General features: G+C 35.6%; 13 protein-coding genes. 7 read left to right on the top strand and 6 right to left on the bottom strand.

Annotation, left to right across the window (positions count from 1 at the left end; all coding sequences use genetic code 11):
* Window positions 1-42 precede the first annotated feature (42 nt).
* Entirely contained in the window at window positions 43-663 is a 621-nt protein-coding gene (locus V7719_RS12925; RefSeq protein WP_335730338.1) for an L-threonylcarbamoyladenylate synthase, read from the bottom strand.
* A 137-nt stretch (window positions 664-800) separates the two neighbouring features.
* Between V7719_RS12925 and V7719_RS12920 the strand changes: the two genes are divergently transcribed.
* The 3 genes from V7719_RS12920 to V7719_RS12910 are packed head-to-tail and all read left to right on the top strand — an operon-like array spanning window position 801 to window position 3,635.
* Complete coding sequence (locus V7719_RS12920) at window positions 801-1,667, top strand: alpha/beta hydrolase (RefSeq protein WP_335730337.1); 867 nt, start codon at window positions 801-803, stop codon at window positions 1,665-1,667.
* A gap of 40 nt (window positions 1,668-1,707) precedes the next feature.
* The gene (locus V7719_RS12915; protein ID WP_335730336.1) at window positions 1,708-2,670 is read left to right on the top strand and encodes a hypothetical protein; all 963 of its coding nucleotides are present in this window, start codon (window positions 1,708-1,710) and stop codon (window positions 2,668-2,670) included.
* Window positions 2,667-3,635 carry a hypothetical protein gene (locus V7719_RS12910; RefSeq protein WP_335730335.1) on the top strand — a complete coding sequence of 323 codons (969 nt, stop codon included), beginning with the start codon at window positions 2,667-2,669 and terminating at the stop codon, window positions 3,633-3,635. The genes V7719_RS12915 and V7719_RS12910 overlap by 4 nt, the downstream gene beginning before the upstream one ends.
* Here the strand turns inward: V7719_RS12910 and V7719_RS12905 are convergent, their stop codons facing one another.
* On the bottom strand, window positions 3,636-5,951 hold the full coding sequence (locus V7719_RS12905; protein WP_335730334.1) for an ATP-dependent helicase: 2,316 nt from the start codon (window positions 5,949-5,951) through the stop codon (window positions 3,636-3,638). It abuts the gene before it with no gap.
* A gap of 144 nt (window positions 5,952-6,095) precedes the next feature.
* On the opposite strand from V7719_RS12905, the gene V7719_RS12900 reads away from it, so the two are divergent.
* The 3 genes from V7719_RS12900 (at window position 6,096) to V7719_RS12890 (ending at window position 9,695) form a co-directional block, all read left to right on the top strand.
* Window positions 6,096-7,367: an amidohydrolase gene (locus V7719_RS12900; RefSeq protein ID WP_335730333.1), complete on the top strand. Its 1,272-nt coding sequence runs from the start codon at window positions 6,096-6,098 to the stop codon at window positions 7,365-7,367.
* Between the two features lie 94 nt (window positions 7,368-7,461).
* Window positions 7,462-9,018, top strand: coding sequence for an FMN-binding glutamate synthase family protein (locus V7719_RS12895; protein ID WP_335730332.1), 1,557 nt, complete (start codon window positions 7,462-7,464; stop codon window positions 9,016-9,018).
* Window positions 9,019-9,176: 158 nt separating this feature from the next.
* The gene (locus V7719_RS12890; protein WP_335730331.1) at window positions 9,177-9,695 is read left to right on the top strand and encodes a DUF7935 family protein; all 519 of its coding nucleotides are present in this window, start codon (window positions 9,177-9,179) and stop codon (window positions 9,693-9,695) included.
* 1 nt (window position 9,696) lies between these two features.
* Here the strand turns inward: V7719_RS12890 and V7719_RS12885 are convergent, their stop codons facing one another.
* From V7719_RS12885 to V7719_RS12875, 3 genes are read right to left on the bottom strand one after another with little or no spacing between them, the layout of a single operon-like run.
* The gene (locus V7719_RS12885; RefSeq protein WP_335730330.1) at window positions 9,697-10,596 is read right to left on the bottom strand and encodes a patatin-like phospholipase family protein; all 900 of its coding nucleotides are present in this window, start codon (window positions 10,594-10,596) and stop codon (window positions 9,697-9,699) included.
* A 2-nt stretch (window positions 10,597-10,598) separates the two neighbouring features.
* Window positions 10,599-12,587: a M1 family metallopeptidase gene (locus tag V7719_RS12880; protein ID WP_335730329.1), complete on the bottom strand. Its 1,989-nt coding sequence runs from the start codon at window positions 12,585-12,587 to the stop codon at window positions 10,599-10,601.
* A gap of 28 nt (window positions 12,588-12,615) precedes the next feature.
* A complete protein-coding gene (locus V7719_RS12875; protein WP_335730328.1) occupies window positions 12,616-14,319 on the bottom strand; it encodes a peptide-N-glycosidase F-related protein in 1,704 nt (567 codons plus the stop codon).
* Window positions 14,320-14,417: 98 nt separating this feature from the next.
* On the opposite strand from V7719_RS12875, the gene recG reads away from it, so the two are divergent.
* On the top strand, window positions 14,418-16,520 hold the full coding sequence (gene recG / locus V7719_RS12870; protein ID WP_335730327.1) for an ATP-dependent DNA helicase RecG: 2,103 nt from the start codon (window positions 14,418-14,420) through the stop codon (window positions 16,518-16,520).
* Window positions 16,521-16,667: 147 nt separating this feature from the next.
* Here the strand turns inward: recG and V7719_RS12865 are convergent, their stop codons facing one another.
* Window positions 16,668-17,771 carry a DUF2911 domain-containing protein gene (locus V7719_RS12865; RefSeq protein WP_335730326.1) on the bottom strand — a complete coding sequence of 368 codons (1,104 nt, stop codon included), beginning with the start codon at window positions 17,769-17,771 and terminating at the stop codon, window positions 16,668-16,670.
* Window positions 17,772-17,881: the final 110 nt, after the last annotated feature.

Below are 17,881 nucleotides of genomic sequence, written 5' to 3'. Positions count from 1 at the left end.
CGTAAGGTTGGGCTTTTTTTATTTACAAAACAACTGGCAAAACTAAAAAATCTCCAAGCTTCCCTTGCCTTCTCTCACAATTAACGGCTCGTCTTCAGATAAATCAATCACAGTAGATGCCTCATTTCCACCATAACCTGCATCGATAACCAAATCGACAAGTTTGTCCCATTTCTCTACAATTAATTCAGGATCTGTAGTATATTCAACAACGTAATCTTCATCACGAATAGATGTTGAAATAATGGGATTTCCCAATTGTTTAACGATTTCAAGTGCAATAGCATTATCCGGCACACGAATACCAACCGTTTTTTTCTTTTTAAAAGGATGTGGTAAACTCTTAGATCCAGGAAGAATAAATGTATATGGCCCAGGAAGTGCGCGCTTTAATATCTTAAAGGTCGTTGTGTCTATCTGCTTCACATAATCACTAAGGTTGCTCAAATCTTCACAAATAAAGGAGAAGTTTGATTTTTCAAGCTTTACACCTTTAATTCTAGCAATTTTCTCTAAAGCTTTAATATTGTTAATATCACAACCCAAACCATAAACCGTATCAGTAGGATAAATAATCAACCCACCCCTTTTTAATATACGAACGACCTTCGCAATCTCCTTAGGATTGGGATTCTCCTCATAAATTTTTATCAATTCTGCCATAATATGTGTCTTACATTTTCGTTTACAAAGTAATTAAATATTTCATCATGACACGAGCATGTTAAAAACTTTATTAACCAAAAAATGGGTTAATAGCGAACTGCATGTGATCATTGAAAAATAACAAATAAAAACACATGAAGACATTTAAATATACTTTACTACTTCTTTTTATTTCCTTAGGAATAACGTCATGCTCAAGTGACGATTCAAGCTCAGATGATCCGCAAGACGGAATTCCTTTAGACTTTCGTCAAGAATTGAATGTTTCCTACGGAAATGATAGCGACCAAGTCTTCGATGTCTATTTACCCGAAGGCAGAACGCTTGATACTAAAGTCCTGATTTTAGTTCATGGTGGTGGTTGGACGTCTGGAGATAAATCTGAAATGAATCCTTTGAAGGATTTGATACGCCAAGGTTTATCAGATCTCGCTATTGTAAATATAAATTACCGATTAGCAGACGAGAATAACTCCCCATATCCAATGCAAATTGATGATATCACAACGATAATTAATCTCTTAAAAAACAATCAAAACGATTATGTGATTTCTGATGATATTGGTTTTTTAGGAACAAGCGCAGGAGCGCATTTATCAATGCTTTGGAGTTACGCATTTGATACCGAAAGTCATGTAAAAATGGTTGCAAGCATCGTAGGTCCCACAAATTTTACTGATCCTGCATATTTAGAATCTGAAGATCTACTTTTGCTAGAAACTCTAGAAACCTTTGGTATCGATACTACTACAGCATACCTAGAAGAAATAAGCCCTTACCATCAGGTTACGGCTTCTTCACCGCCAACTATATTGTTTAATGGCGGCGAAGACCCTCTAATTCCTATAAGTCAAGGTGTAGACATGGAAGCCAAATTAATGAGTTTAGGTGTAACACATCAGTTCACATTATATCCAAATGCTGGTCATGGTTGGGTAGGAATAGAACTCTTAGACACTTGGACAAAATTAAAAGCATTTACCGAAACACATTTAGAGTAAAAAAAGTGTAACATTATACAGAGTTTTCAGTCTATATAATATGCGGAATCTCTTTACACTATTATTTTTAGCATTTGTAATGTCTATGCATGGGTTTTCAAAAGATAACCCAAAGATGATTACGTTTCCAAAAGCTGAAATTTTAAGTGAGTATACTACAAGAATTCCATTTAGACTTATTGACAATCTCATTGTTATTGAAGCAGAGCTTTTAGACCAAAAAGGAAACTTTATTATTGACACGGGTTCTGAAACACTCATACTTAATAAAGTCCATTTTAAAACTAGAACACCTCATAACAGAAAATCTCGAGTGACGTCTGGAGTGAATGCAGTTATAGACAATCCTCTTGAAAAACGTTTGCGAGAATTTATAATCAAAGATTTAATTCTAGAGAACAAGAAATCTGATGTGATTAACCTATCGCATATTGAAACCAGCAAGAAAATACATTTATTAGGCATCATTGGTTATAATATTTTGAAAGACTACGAAGTCTTTATAGATATGTACTTAAATCAAATTACGCTTTCTCGCGTAGATTCCAAAGGGAAAAGATTAGACCAAAGAGGCTACTTAGAAAAAATAATCGATACTGTTGATTTTAAACTAAAAAACCATACCATCGTTTTAGAAACCTACATCAATGACCAAAAGTTAAAGTTTGGTTTAGATACAGCTGCAGAATACAACCAACTCAATAAAAGAACGAGCAAAAAGATTTTAAAAAACTTCTTCCCTTCTAAACGTTTGATGCTCGTTGGTGCAAGCGGAAAAAAAATTGAGGTTTTGGCAGGAAAATTGTATCGTGTAAAATTATCAGACAAAATTTATTTTGCACCTATGAATACCATACTAACAAACCTTAACCAAATGAATGAAGCTTTTGGCACTTCATTAGATGGTGTTTTGGGTTATGAGTTTTTTAGACAACAGCGTACTATTATTAATTATAAAAAAGAAAAGCTTTACTTTGTAAAGTTCCCGTTAAATAAACAGTGAAACCAATAATAAAACATATCCTAATTTCTCTAATTGCATTGGCAACATGGATCTCTTCTGCTCAAACTGATAAAGGCTATCGGTTTGAAGGGAATTACGTGGTATTTACATTTAACAAATTTGATTACGAAAAATTTTATCACGATAGTTCAAAAGAAAAAATCAAGTTTGAAGACTTAGACGTTGACAATGTTGTTGTCGCAGGAGAATTCAACAATTGGTCAAAATACGACTGGGAAATGCTTAGAGTGAATGAGACCACTTATGAACTCAGAAAACATATCAATGATTTTAAAGATGAGTTTACTTGGGAGTTTAAATTTATAATCAATAATCAATATTGGGCAGAACCTTCAGAGTATGATTCAAATATCAAACTAGCGGCAATAAAAGGAAGTCATCTCAATGTATATAATCTAAAAATGGATACAAAAGCTGCAATTCCTGACAAAAAAGGAAATGTGAGTTTTAGACTTAAAGGTTATGAAGATGCTAAAAGAATAATAGTTTCTGGCTCATTTAATAGATGGAATGAAGACGATTTTAAAATGTATAAGGTTGAGAATGGCTGGGAACTAAAATTAGATATCAAACCGGGAGAGTATGAATATCGATTTATTGTTGATGGGTATTGGATAGAAGACCCTTCAAATCCTTCAAAAAATACTAACGAATTTGATGAGTACAATTCCTATATAAATGTTGGCAAGTATGTTACATTTTCACTTAAAGGCTATGCCAATGCTGAACGCGTCATTCTTACTGGTTCTTTTAACGATTGGAACGAATCCGACATCGAAATGGAAAAAGTAGATAACGGTCTCTGGAGTCTACGCTTACCATTACCTGCTGGGAAACATTATTACAAATTTATAATCGACGGAAAATGGATGCTAGATCCTGACAATCCTATTAAAGAATATGATGGGCAAGGGAACATCAATTCGGTGTTTATGGTAAGGTAATTAGCCAAGCACATCTAATTTTGCAAATCTAAGAAGTAGTTTCTTAACACCTCCAACTTCAAAATTAATTTCAGCTTTCACATCGGCACCTTTGCCTTCAATTTTCGTGACTTCACCTTTTCCAAAACGTGCATGCTCGACAATATTACCTGCTGCGAGTTTGCCATCAAACAAATTGGTATTATCAGATGGAGAACTTTTGGAGACACGTTTTAAGTTTTTTGGTGCTACAAATTTAGGTGGAGCTGCATCAGATTTACGTTTGATAGGTTTCTTAAAACGAATACGATTAGGTTCAACATCACCAAAAATATCTGCACTTAACATTGGGTTTTGTCGTACATCATTAAGAGGCGTTATGATATCTACATATTGGTCATCTATTTCTTCAATAAATTGACTAGGTTCTGCATCGATTAGTTTACCCCAACGATAACGAGATAAGGTATAGGTTAAATAGGCCTGCTTTTCAGCTCTAGTTAAAGCCACATAAAACAAACGTCGCTCCTCCTCTAATTCACTTCGTGTATTGATACTCATCGCACTCGGGAACAAATCTGTCTCCATTCCTACTATAAATACATGGGAAAACTCTAAACCTTTAGACATATGAATCGTCATTAAAGCCACATGATCAGGATTTCCTTTATCTGCATCCAAATCGGTTGCTAATGCCACATCCTCCAAAAACTCGGCTAACGTATCACTTGCATCAGCAAGTTCAATTTGCCCTTCAACAAAGTCTTTAATACCATTTAATAACTCTTCAACATTTTCTAAGCGCACTTGCCCTTCAGGAGTTCCGTCCTTATTAACCTCTCTAATTAAACCACTAGATTTAGTGACATGCTCAGTTAAATCAAAAGCATTTGCTGTTTGATTCATCACTTGGTAACTTTGAATAAGGGTCACAAAATCTTTAAGCTTATTCTTTGTTCCGTTATTAATATTAATATTAATCTTGTCAATATTCTGAAGAACTTCAAAAATAGTTTTCCCAAAGCCGTTGGCGGCAACGACTAATCGATCTATAGTGGTTTGTCCTATTCCGCGTGCAGGATAATTAATCACACGCTTTAAAGCTTCTTCATCGGCAGGATTTAATATCAAGCGCAAATACGCGGTCACATCTTTAATTTCTTTTCGTTGGTAAAATGAAAGTCCGCCATAAATACGATAAGGAATATCTCGCTTTCGCAACGCATCCTCAATAGCTCTAGACTGGGCATTTGTACGATATAACACCGCAAAATCACTATTAGGTACATGTTGGTTCATTTTGGTTTCCCAAATCGTGCTTGCTACGAATCGACCTTCATCACCATCGGTTAATGACCGATTTACTTTTACTTTTTCACCTTCAGTATTAGCCGTCCAAACGATTTTATCTAATTTCGTTTTGTTATGCTCAATTACAGAGTTGGCTGCTCCTACAATATTTTTTGTAGAACGATAATTTTGTTCTAGCCTATAAACCTGAACGTCATCATAATCCTTCTGAAAGTTTAAAATATTATTGATGTTCGCACCTCTAAAGGCGTAGATACTCTGTGCATCATCACCAACAACACAAATGTTTTGAAAACGATCAGACAGTGCTCTAATAATTAGATATTGTGAATGATTGGTATCTTGATACTCATCGACCAATATATATCTAAACTTATTTTGATATTGTGCCAATACATTTGGGAAACGTGTCAAAAGTTCATTGGTACGCAAGAGTAAATCATCAAAATCCATGGCGCCCGCTTTAAAACAGCGATCTACATAATTCTTATAAATTTCACCCATTCGAGGTCGTCTTGCAGCAGTATCCGCTTCAATTAACTCTGGATTTTTAAAATAAGCCTTTACGGTAATTAAATTATTTTTATAAGACGAAATCCGACTGTAAACCTGCTTAGTTTTATAAAGATCTTTATCTAAGCCCATTTCTTTGATGATTGAACCTAATAACTTTTGAGAATCTTGTGTATCGTAGATGGTGAAATTACTTGGAAATCCTAAATGATGCCCTTCAAAACGTAAAATTTTAGCAAACACCGAGTGAAATGTTCCCATCCAAAGGTTTTTGGCTTCGCTATCACCAACAATATCTGCAATTCTACCTTTCATCTCTTTGGCAGCCTTATTCGTAAACGTTAGTGCCAAAATATTAAACGAATCAACACCTTGACTCATTAAATAGGCAATGCGGTAAGTCAGCACACGTGTCTTTCCAGAACCCGCACCAGCAATGATAATCATTGGTCCGTCCTTTTGTAGGGTTGGTGCTAATTGTGCGTCGTTTAACTGGCTTAAATACTTCTCCAAACTTCATCCGTTTTATGAAACGTGAAATTAACCAAACCTCCTGTTTCTACTAGACGATTTTATAAATAATTATAAACAATTTACTGTTCGAAATGGCTTTACTATTTTTTGAATATCTTTAAGCTCAATCTTAATTTTTCTAAAATGCGATACCTCCTTACTTTATGTTGTCTATTCGGAAGTTTAACTGCTTTATCACAAAATGATCTTGAGAAAGATTTTATAGATATTGAATCTAAAGTCATAGAGTGGCGACATCATTTTCATCAAAACCCCGAACTCTCAAACAGAGAATTTAAAACGGCTGAAAAAATTGCAGCGCATTTGAAATCATTAGGACTAGAAGTACAAACTGGAATTGGTAAAACAGGTGTCGTTGGTATTTTAAAAGGAAACGAGCCAGGAAAAGTCGTGGCTCTTCGGGCTGATATTGATGGACTTCCAGTAACTGAACGTAATGATTTGGCCTTTAAAAGTGAAGTGGAAACTGAATTTTTAGGCACGAAAACTGGTGTAATGCATGCGTGTGGTCATGACACACACACCTCAATTTTAATGGGAGTTGCAGAAATCTTATCAAAACATAAAGACAAAATAAAAGGCACTGTAAAGTTCATATTTCAACCAGCGGAAGAAGGTCCGCCTCCAGGTGAAGAAGGTGGCGCAAAATTAATGATAAAAGAAGGTGTTTTAGAAAACCCAAAAGTGGATGCTATTTTCGGGTTGCATATTCGCTCTAACTATGAGGTTGGCACTATCTACTACAAAAAAGGAGGCATCATGGCTTCTGTAGAACGTTTTGTCATTAAAGTAAAAGGCAAGCAAACCCATGGTGGAAGACCATGGCAAGGTGTTGACCCAATTCTAATTTCAGCTAAAATCATAGATGGTTTGCAAACTATTATTAGTAGAGAGTCAAAATTAGTAGACGAAGCTGCAGTGATTACTGTTGGGAAAATCACAGCTGGAACACGCTTTAATATCATTCCTGAAACTGCAGAATTAATCGGAACCGTTAGAACTTTAGACCCAGATATGAAAGCACTTATTGAACGTCGTATGACCGAAATGACTAGAGATATCGCAAAAGCCTATGGTGGTGAAGCTACCATTACATTTCAAAATAACACGACTATTACGTATAACGATTTTGATTTAGTCGATCAAATGCTTCCAACAATGCAACGTGTCGCTGGCGCTAAAAATGTGCGTTTAAGAAAAGCCACAACTGGCGGTGAAGACTTCTCTTATTTTCAAGAAGTGATCCCTGGATTTTATTTCTTCTTAGGTGGTATGACACCTGGAAACACAGAAGCTTTTCCACATCATACGCCAGATTTTAAGATTGATGACAAAGGGCTACTGCTAGGTGTCAAAACCATGACACATTTAGCATTGGATTATTTAAATCAATAAAAAGACAATTAGTTATGTTGGTCACAATAGTATTGAGGTACACATATTGGACTTTTATTTAGACAAAAAAACTTTTACCCTACAATTAAATTCTATGGATACTTTTTTAAATTTTGTTTCAAATATTACGTGGTGGATGTGGATTATTATTGCTTTAATTATAGTTGCTATCCGTGATATTTTTTTTCAAAAAAAACATACTATAAGTCATAATTTCCCCATAGTTGGACATTTGCGTTATTTGTTTGAAAGTATTGGACCAGAAATCCGCCAGTATTTCGTAGCCAGTAACAGAGAGGAATTACCGTTTAATCGTATTGAACGTGGTTGGGTTTATGCCTCTTCAAAAGGTGAAAACAATTACGAAGGTTTTGGTACAGATACAAATATCTATGCACATCAGCACATATTTATTAATAATGCGATGTTCCCATACAAAACTGGCAAAAACCATCCTAACACTATCGATCATTGCTTTCTACCATGCGCTAAAGTGATGGGAGAATTTAATAAACGAAAGAAACCCTATCGTCCAGCATCTATAATTAACGTATCTGCAATGAGTTTTGGCTCGCTTTCAGCTAAAGCAATAGAATCTTTAAATAAAGGCGTTAAAATAGCTGGCGCATATCATAATACCGGAGAAGGCGGCCTTTCACCATACCACACCAATGGCGGAGATGTCGTGTTTCACTTCGGAACAGGTTACTTTGGTGTTCGTGCAGATGATGGTGGGTTTTCTATGGAGAAATTGAAAAAACTGGTTGAAGATAATCCGTTTGTTCGTGCTATCGAAATTAAGCTTTCACAAGGCGCAAAACCAGGAAAAGGCGGTGTGCTCCCAGGAGCTAAAATCTCAAAGGAAATTGCTGAAATTAGAGGTGTAGAAATTGGCAAAACCGTATTATCTCCTCCTAACCATACGGCGTTTTCGACAATTCCAGAAATGGTCGATTTTATCGAAGAAATCGCTGAAGAAACAGGCTTGCCTGTCGGTATCAAAGCCGCAATAGGTAAATTAGACCAATGGAAAGAACTGGCTGATCTTATGCTTAAAACCGGTAAAGGCCCAGACTTTATAACAGTTGATGGTGGAGAAGGCGGAACAGGTGCAGCACCTCCAAGTTTTGCTGACCACGTCTCATTACCCTGGGTTTATGGTTTTACTGATTTATATAAAATGTTTAAAAATAAAGGTCTCTCTGAGCGTATTGTTTTTATTGGTAGTGGGAAATTAGGCTTTCCAGCCAAAGCAGCCATGGCATTTGCTATGGGAGCCGATTGTATTAATGTTGCTCGAGAAGCCATGATGAGTATTGGTTGTATTCAAGCACAAATTTGCCATACAAATCGTTGTCCGAGTGGAATTGCTACACAAAGTAAATGGTTACAACACGGAATTGATATTCCATTAAAATCTGAGCGTTTAGCACAATACTTCAAAACCTTTAGAAAAGAGTTCATAGAAATAACACACGCTGCAGGTTACGAGCATCCATGTCAGTTTACTATGGATGATATAGACGTTAATGTAGATGATCATAATTTATCTAAAGAACTCTCTAGAACTTATCTCTATCATAAAGCAAAAGTGCCTTTTACGTCAATGCAAGATTTAAAAGATTGTATGTATTTAGGTGGTAAATGTTAAAACAGATTAAACAATAACATATACCGAAACTTAAAGCCATACTTTATTTTTATATTTTGCACAAATAAAAATATCATTATTTAATTTTTACAATAATTTTAAGTAAGAACCGATATTAAAACTATTAAGTTTACAGTTCAAAAGAAATAAACCCAACTATGGAACAACAGTTAATTAATCTATTAATGTTTATAATTCCAGCCCTAATTACTGGAGCAATTGCCTTTTTGTTTTTTAGAGAACATGTAGAAAATGAAAACAAACGTCGTGACTATTTAATCCAAAAAGATTTACAAAAAGACAGTCTACCTATTCGTCTTCAGGCCTACGAACGCATATCTCTTTTTTTAGAAAGAACAAAACCATCCAAGCTACTAGTTAGAGTGCATCCAACCTCCTCAAGCAAAAAGGATTATGAATCTTTACTTATAGCAAATATTGAACAAGAATTCGATCATAATTTAGCACAACAAATCTATGTTACAGACCAGTGTTGGAGCATAACTTCTACTGCTAAAAATGCCACAATACAAATGATTAGAAAAGCGAATTTATCTGATAAAGTAGATTCTGCTGATAAGCTTCGCGAAGTCATTTTAACAGACATGATAGACAAGAGATCTCCTAGCGACGCAGCCCTATCATTCATCAAAGAAGAAGTATCAAATATTTGGTAAATTATTCTGAGCTAGCATCTTCATCATGCTTCTTTTTAGCATAGTCAAAACCTTGCGCCCACCATTTCGTCATTAATCGCTTACTGAAAATTAAAGAGTTTTCAGTTAAACTAACTGGCGTATAATATAAATTTAATTTTACCCCTTTATTTTTAGCCGCAAGCTTTCCAATGACAATATCGTTTTTCTCTACCTGATCTAATAAATGACCAAATAAGTTCATCATTAAAGAAAATGGATTTTTTCCTAAAATTTTCGTGCGCTCCATTTGTTCAGCTTCTAAAACAATAGCATCTACCTCTGTAGCACCTCGCAAAATAGCTTCTCGAATAGGAATCACACACCCCAAACCTCCATCTGCATACTCATAACCATTTACGGTTGCCAGTGACATAAACGGAATATAATTGCACGAAATCCAAATCCAGTTACAAAACTCTTCATACGTATGATCATTGATGGATTTATATTCTACACGATTCATCGAAAGATTAGAGACAGTAACTACAACATCCTCCTTTATCGCCTTAATTTTATCGTATTCTTCTTTTGTGAAATTACGTTTTATATGGCGCTTCAATGCTTTACTTTCTCCAAAGGTGCGCTTACGCCTAATGAATTGCCAGATGGAATTCACAAAATCAATTGACACGAATTCACGATCGCCTTTTTTACGCTGCACAAACGGGCTTACACTAAAAATATCATGTTGCTGCACGTTAGTAAACACATTATATAGTTTACCAATATCTCCTAATGCCAAATGATTTACCAATAAGCTTCCGGTAGAAGTCCCTAAAAACATATCATACTCACGACCTTGAACTTCCATCAAATACTGCGCAACGCCTCCTGCAAAAGCACCTTTACTACCGCCTCCAGATATCACCAGTGCTCTCATGTTTATTTTTCTTTTAACGTATTAATTATAGCTTTATACGAATCCTCTTGCTCTAATTCTAGTAATAGATTTTTTGCGTATTTTGAAAATCGCCAGTTGTGATGTTTAGTCGCATCCAAAAGACTTTCAATGGATTGAGTTTCAAATCCGCCAAGTAATTTCAGATAATTAAATGCATTCATACGCAATTCGAAATGTTGATTTGGCAAACTATAACTAATGATTTCCTTTAAAACCTCTTGCTTCTTTTCAGGCTGAAATTCAACTGTATTTAAATGTAATGCTAACCAAAGTAATTTCACATTACAATCGTTAAAACCAATAATATCCTTGGTTTTCTGCAAGTATTTGATGCGTTCTTGCGGAAAATTAGCCCATAAATTATATAATGCTGCCTCAACAGTAATATAGGATTTATCATCTAAAAGCGACTCGTATTGTGATTTTAATTCCGAAGGAATCTCACCGACATATCGCGCAATAGCTTGTCGGACTTCCATACTATTCTGAAATGCACTAGCATCAATTTTATTTGGAATCTGACTAATCACCTTTACTTTTGCCTTATCGGAAATATAAGATGACAAATAGTCTTTGCATTTGGATGTATACACTTCGCAATCGACCATAAAGTACTCTTGCATGAAGGGCGATTGCTCTAAACTATTCACCATCGCGTCTTCCGGAAGCTTCTTTTCTATGAGCCATTCGTTAACAAAAGAAGTTAAGTCTATACCACTAGCGGTTTCAACTTCAGACATAAAATTAGTAGTCTCAACATTAGCGAATTGATGTTTTTCTAAATAGGTTTTTACAGCCGAATTAAAAGCGCTGTCTCCTACTTGTTCTCTCAAAACATGTAAAGCCCAAGCCCCTTTTTTGTAAAAAGTTGCACTGCTTGATTTCGGATTTAATAACGATGTGCTTTGCCCTGCAGACTCTTGAGCAATTAATTCTTGTGCATTTTCAAACAGTTGCCAATAGTAATGATCATCACCAAATATATCACGTTCAGCAAGCAAAGCATAATACGTTGCGAAACCTTCTTGAAGCCAATGATGGTTACTAGATTTTGCGGTTACTAAATCTCCAAACCACTGATGCGCCAATTCGTGCGCATTGACCGTGATATAATTTTTATCATTAAACCCTGTAGAATCCACTACAAAACCATCAGAAAATATCGTGAGACTTGTATTCTCCATTCCTGAGTACAAAAAATCTTTTACAGGAACCTGTTTGTAATTTTGCCATGGATACGGAAATCCGATTTCATCTTCTAGAAAATCGAACATATGTTTCGTATAGCGATACGTCGGCTCTACTTTTAATGAATCTTCTGGATAATAGTAATATTCTAAAGGAATACCACTTTTAGAGGTTTCTATTGTTTTACTGTATTTACCAATGGCTAGTGCAACGAGATAACTCGACATAGGTTTTTGCATATCATAATGCCATTTTGTAAATTTCTCACCAACCTCTTTACTTACAAGTTTGCCGTTAGCTATAACCTCATAATCATTATCATAAGTAACGGATAAATCGAATTCAATTTTATCATTTACATCGTCTATACTTGGTAACCAATTACTGATATCCTTTCCTTGACCTTGTGTCCATATTTGATCACCAAATGCATAAATAGCCTTTTTAGGGCGATGCGTAACCCAACTAATATCTAAAGTATGAGTAGAATTAGACTTGAATTTTTCCTTAACAATGATGTGCTTTCCATCATAATCATGCAATTTTGCTTTACCGTTTAATGAGATAGCTCTCTGCTGAAAGTTTTTAGCATCAAGATAAATCGAATCCACATCTTTAAGTATTCTGAAAGTAAAACTAACTTCACCTCCAAATTCATCCAAATCCGACAGAACACTAAATAAGTTAACCTTAGCTGTTTTAAAATCAACATACTCAGTTTGCTGAGCGTTAGCGTTTCCGAAGAAAAACAAAAGAAAAACAAATTGAACAACTAATTTCATAGATAGATTATAGCAAAGATGAGACCAATTATTCTGTCACTACAGGCTTTTCAATCGGCGTATTACTTTTCACAACCACAAAGGTAGATGTTGCGTAAAAGGCATTTCCATTTTGATTATCATTCGTCCAACCGCCTTCATACTGATATTCAAATCCAAATGAATTACCAGCCATAGAAGTAGCAAAATCGTCAGTTCTAACTGGAACAACCATACCTGGACACCAACCTGCTCTATCTGGCTGCCAATTTCCAGGCGCTTGATTACTTACAGGATTAGAAGCACAACCAAGAGGCGTCAAATCGTGTTGAAACATATTAGCGCCATTAATTTTCACGTCATGAGCTCTATAACACCATTCAGCACAAGGTCTTCCATCTCCATCAGAAGGTGATGCTTGTCCCCAGCCTGAGATTATAGTTCTTAAGTGCGTGCTTTCAGCATTTGAAGGAATGGCTATTGTTTTATCCAAATCAAAAGCGTGACTAACACCATAAGGCACCCCAGAAGTAGACCAATTATCGTAAGCAATAACTCTTGATATCGCATAATATGGATAATCTGGTGTTCCTTCAATATAATCAAAATCAACTGTCACTTCATAACCTCTGTCATTCCAACATTCTGTTCTAATTCTTAATTCGGTTGATCCAGTGAGTAATGATTTAAAATCGGTCACATCAAACTCAAAACCACGTTCCAACTGACTATTATCATTCCAATACGGTGTAATATAACGACCTAACTCATACAATTCTCCAGAAGCATCATCTTTTACTTTCACATTAGCATATACATCCCATTCGTCACAACCACCAGATGGACAGGTTAGTTTTACATACATTTTAATGGCTTCAATATTCGTTAAATCATCATGTAAATTAAAGGTTTGTGTAGCCGTTTGATTAAACCCAGATCCAAACGCCAAGCGTTCTTGATTAAAAGTTACATAGTTAGAAATCACAGGCGTACTTTCACCAGACAACGTTACTTCAACAGTTTCGGTATCAAAACTAACCAAACTCAACGTTCCGGATACATTACCAATGGTAGTTGGTGCAAATCTTAAGAATATTGTAGTTTGATCATTAGCCGTTTCCGAAGGTAATTCAAGTACAGTCGAAAACGCAGTGCCATCTAAAGAGATCTCAAAACCTTCTGTAACGCTTAAATCAATTGCTGCAGTTAAATTATTTCCATTTACAAAAAGCGTAGATGAAGCCGATTGCTGAGAAACAGCAGTATCTTCAAAATTAAAATTGGACACATTTACATTAATCATTGGAGTTGAACTCAATGCTATACCGCTCAAGCTGACTGTTTTTGTAGTTGCCGAATTACTTTGCATAGAAATCTCTCCCGAAATAGCTCCTGAAGCACTAACAAAAGGCGAAAACCGCACATAGACTGTTTGATTTCCAGCATTAGCAATATCATTACTAATTGTCAGCTGACTAGAAAAACTCGCATTATCTATAGAAACCTCAAAGTTAGCTGTAGCCGAAATAGATAAATTTGAACTCAGATTATCTCCTTTAACCTGAATGCTTTGTGAAGGCGAACTACTTAAAACACTGACTTCACCAAAAGCACCAATAGATCCCGTGACTAATATGGTCGGTGAACTAGAATTCCCGCCAGAATCATCTTCACTGCTACAATTAACGACAAACAACACAACAAGCAAAGCACTTAAAGCAGTAATACTCTTCTTCAAATTAGCTAATTTCATAAGACTTAAAATATTTTTCTACAATGTATAGATTATAATAATTCCAAAAAAGCATAATTGATAATAATACGTTAGAAAAAAGTGATAATTTTGACTAGATGAGCGTTAATTTACAAACCCCTATAGATTACCTTAAAGGCGTAGGACCTAATCGTGCCGATTTACTTCGAAGCGAACTTGGGATACACACCTATCAGGATTTGATTAACCTATTTCCAAATCGGTATTTAGATCGCACCAAATACCACAAAGTCAACGAATTACAACGTAACAGCTCAGAGGTTCAAATTGTTGGTCAAATTACAGGTTTTAAAGAAATCGCTCAAAAACGCGGCAAACGTTTGGTAGGCAAGCTTCAAGACGATACAGGGACTATTGAATTGGTTTGGTTTCGCGGCCAAAAATGGATTCGCGATAGCATTAAACTCAATACACCTTATGTAATCTTCGGAAAAATCAACTGGTTCAACGGTGTCTTTAATATGCCGCATCCAGAATTAGAGCTACAAAGTGAGCACGAAAAAAGTTTGCGATCATCGATGCAAGCCGTTTATCCATCAACTGAAAAATTAGCTAATAAAGGAATTACCAATCGCGTATTGACCAAAATTATGCAAAGTTTATTTTTAGAAACTAACGGACGCTTTTCTGAAACGCTTTCTGAAAACCAAATTTCTGAACTCAAATTATTATCAAAAAGCGATGCCCTTTTTAATATTCATTTTCCGAAAAATCAAGAGCTATTATCACGTGCAGAATTCAGATTAAAATTTGAAGAATTATTCTACATTCAGCTGCAGTTAATTTTAAAAAACCTGATACATAAATCTAAAATAAAGGGCTTTCCATTTGAGTCGGTTGGCGATTATTTTAACACCTTCTACAAAGCACATTTGCCTTTCAATTTAACCAACGCTCAAAAACGAGTTATCAAAGAGATTAGACAAGATTTAGGGAGCAATGCACAGATGAATCGATTATTGCAAGGTGATGTAGGCTCGGGAAAAACCATAGTTGCATTCATGTCAATGTTAATGGCGCTTGACAACGGTTTCCAAGCTTGCTTAATGGCGCCGACTGAAATTTTGTCAGTCCAACACTACCAAGGATTACATGACCTATCTAAAGAATTGAATATCAGCGTTAAACTTCTTACTGGTTCAACCAACACTTCAGAAAGGCGAAAAATTCACGAATCACTCGAAAATGGTGAATTACAAATCTTAATTGGAACGCATGCCTTGCTCGAAGATAAGGTAAAATTTAAGAATTTAGGACTTGCAATTATTGACGAACAGCATCGATTTGGAGTTGCACAACGTTCAAAATTATGGAAAAAGAACACCTCTCCTCCACATATTTTGGTGATGACGGCAACGCCAATTCCGAGAACTTTAGCCATGTCTGTTTATGGTGATTTGGACATCTCAATTATTGACGAATTACCTCCTGGAAGACAAGCCATAAAAACGGTTCACAGATTCGACAAAAATCGTCTAAAAGTGATGCGATTTATGCGTGATGAAATTGAGAAAGGCAGACAAATTTATATCGTATATCCCTTAATTCAGGAAAGTTCGGCTTTTGACTATAAAGATTTAATGGATGGCTATGAAAGTATCGTGAGAGAATTTCCACAACCAAATTATCAAATTTCTATTGTTCATGGCAAAATGAAACCTGCAGATAAAGATTTTGAAATGCAACGTTTTGTCAAGGGGCAAACACAAATTATGGTTGCGACTACAGTTATTGAGGTTGGCGTAAACGTTCCCAATGCCTCTGTTATGATTATTGAGAGTGCCGAACGCTTTGGTTTAGCACAATTACATCAACTTAGAGGTCGCGTGGGCCGTGGTGCAGAACAAAGCTATTGTATTTTAATGACTGGATACAAACTAAGTCAGGATAGCAAAACACGATTAGAAACCATGACACGTACTAGTGATGGATTCGAAATTGCAGAAGTCGACTTAAGGCTTCGTGGACCAGGAGATATTATGGGAACACAGCAAAGTGGTGTTCTAAATTTAAAAATAGCCGATATCATTAAGGATAAGGACATTTTACAGAACGCTCGATTTCATGCGAAACGTGTATTAAATAGCGATCCTTCGTTAAGTTCATCTGAACATAAAGCAATTCTAAAAACCTATCGTGAACTTAGTAAATACAAGAATATCTGGAATTATATTTCATAAAAAAAACTCAACTTCTTTTAAAAAAAGTTGAGCTTAAAACATCTTTTAAATGTTTTTGATCGATTTAGTTGATTGATGAAATATCACAATGTACCTATAGTTTTATAGACCTCACTTGAGCTATCCTAAACATTTGGTTTTTTTGAATTAATTTATGTCTTCTCCTTTTTTAACCTTATCGATATTGGCCTGCACCCTCGATTTACTTGCTTCGTTTGGCGCATTGACCAATGCTTTATTAAGATGCTTAAGAGCTGCTTTATAATCTCCTTTTGCCGAATAGGCTCTTGCCATACCATAATGTACTGGCCACTGACCCTTATTCTTTTCTACATTCAAGGAAAACACTTCAAATGCTTTATCCATTTTTCCATTGGTAATCAGGGTTCTACCATATTGATGCACTTGAAAAATAGTAGCCATCGACAATGCTTCATCCATGGCCTCTGAGGCATCATCATCCCTACCAAGTTTATTCAGGACCTGAGCCTTAATTTGTAAATTATTAAATGTTTTTTGGCTAAAAAACTTCCCTGCTATGGCACTATCTATCCAGCCTAAGGCCTCGTTTAAATCACCTCCATTGTTAAGTGCAAAATTAGCTGCTTGCTCCCAGTTTTGTCTTTGAAAACCTGCTTGTCCTTTGGATTTGGCTCTAAAATCAGCCAAAACAATAGCTGTTACATCAAAAGAAATAGTAATAGGAAACGCTTTTTCTCCCCAAGCTAATGTCGTTGTCGCAGAATTAGCTTGAACATCATTAAACACAAAAGTCAATAATTCATGATGAGTAACAGTTGTAGTCGTTATATCTGCACGCATGGCATCTTGACTTTGGTCGTAGAAAAAACTTCCCCAAGAATCTGCATCTTTAGATAAAATTAAAGTCGCTGTGTTATCTGGTTTGACTTCAAAATGCAATCCATAAGTTCCCGCTTCAATTGGCTGCCCTTCAACTTTAGCATCATGAGAGAATGTAATGGTAGTATTTTCATTGGCTCCAGCTCTCCAAGGCGCAGCAGTGGAAGTTCCAAAACCTAAGTTATTCATACCATAAGGGACTAGTTTTCCCCAAATTTCGCGATCGTTCACACTTGGTCTTGAATATGTAATTGAAACATCGGATATACCTATTTTTTGCGAAACAGTAGCTTGCTGGCTACCCTGAGGTGCGTTTAATTGAGCAAATGTGTCTGCGCTAAATAATAGCACTGCACACAAAAGCAGTTTAGTAATTGTTTTGATTTTCATGATTTTGATTGTATTAGTTTAAATTCATGTTTAAGATATAAACAATACAAATCTCACTGTGTTAGAACCTTGTTAATTAACATATATACTATAGAATTTATATAGCTATC

It is taken from the genome of Psychroserpens sp., from assembly GCF_036960315.1.
Taxonomy (GTDB): domain Bacteria; phylum Bacteroidota; class Bacteroidia; order Flavobacteriales; family Flavobacteriaceae; genus Psychroserpens.
This window is presented reverse-complemented; position numbering and strand designations above follow the sequence as displayed.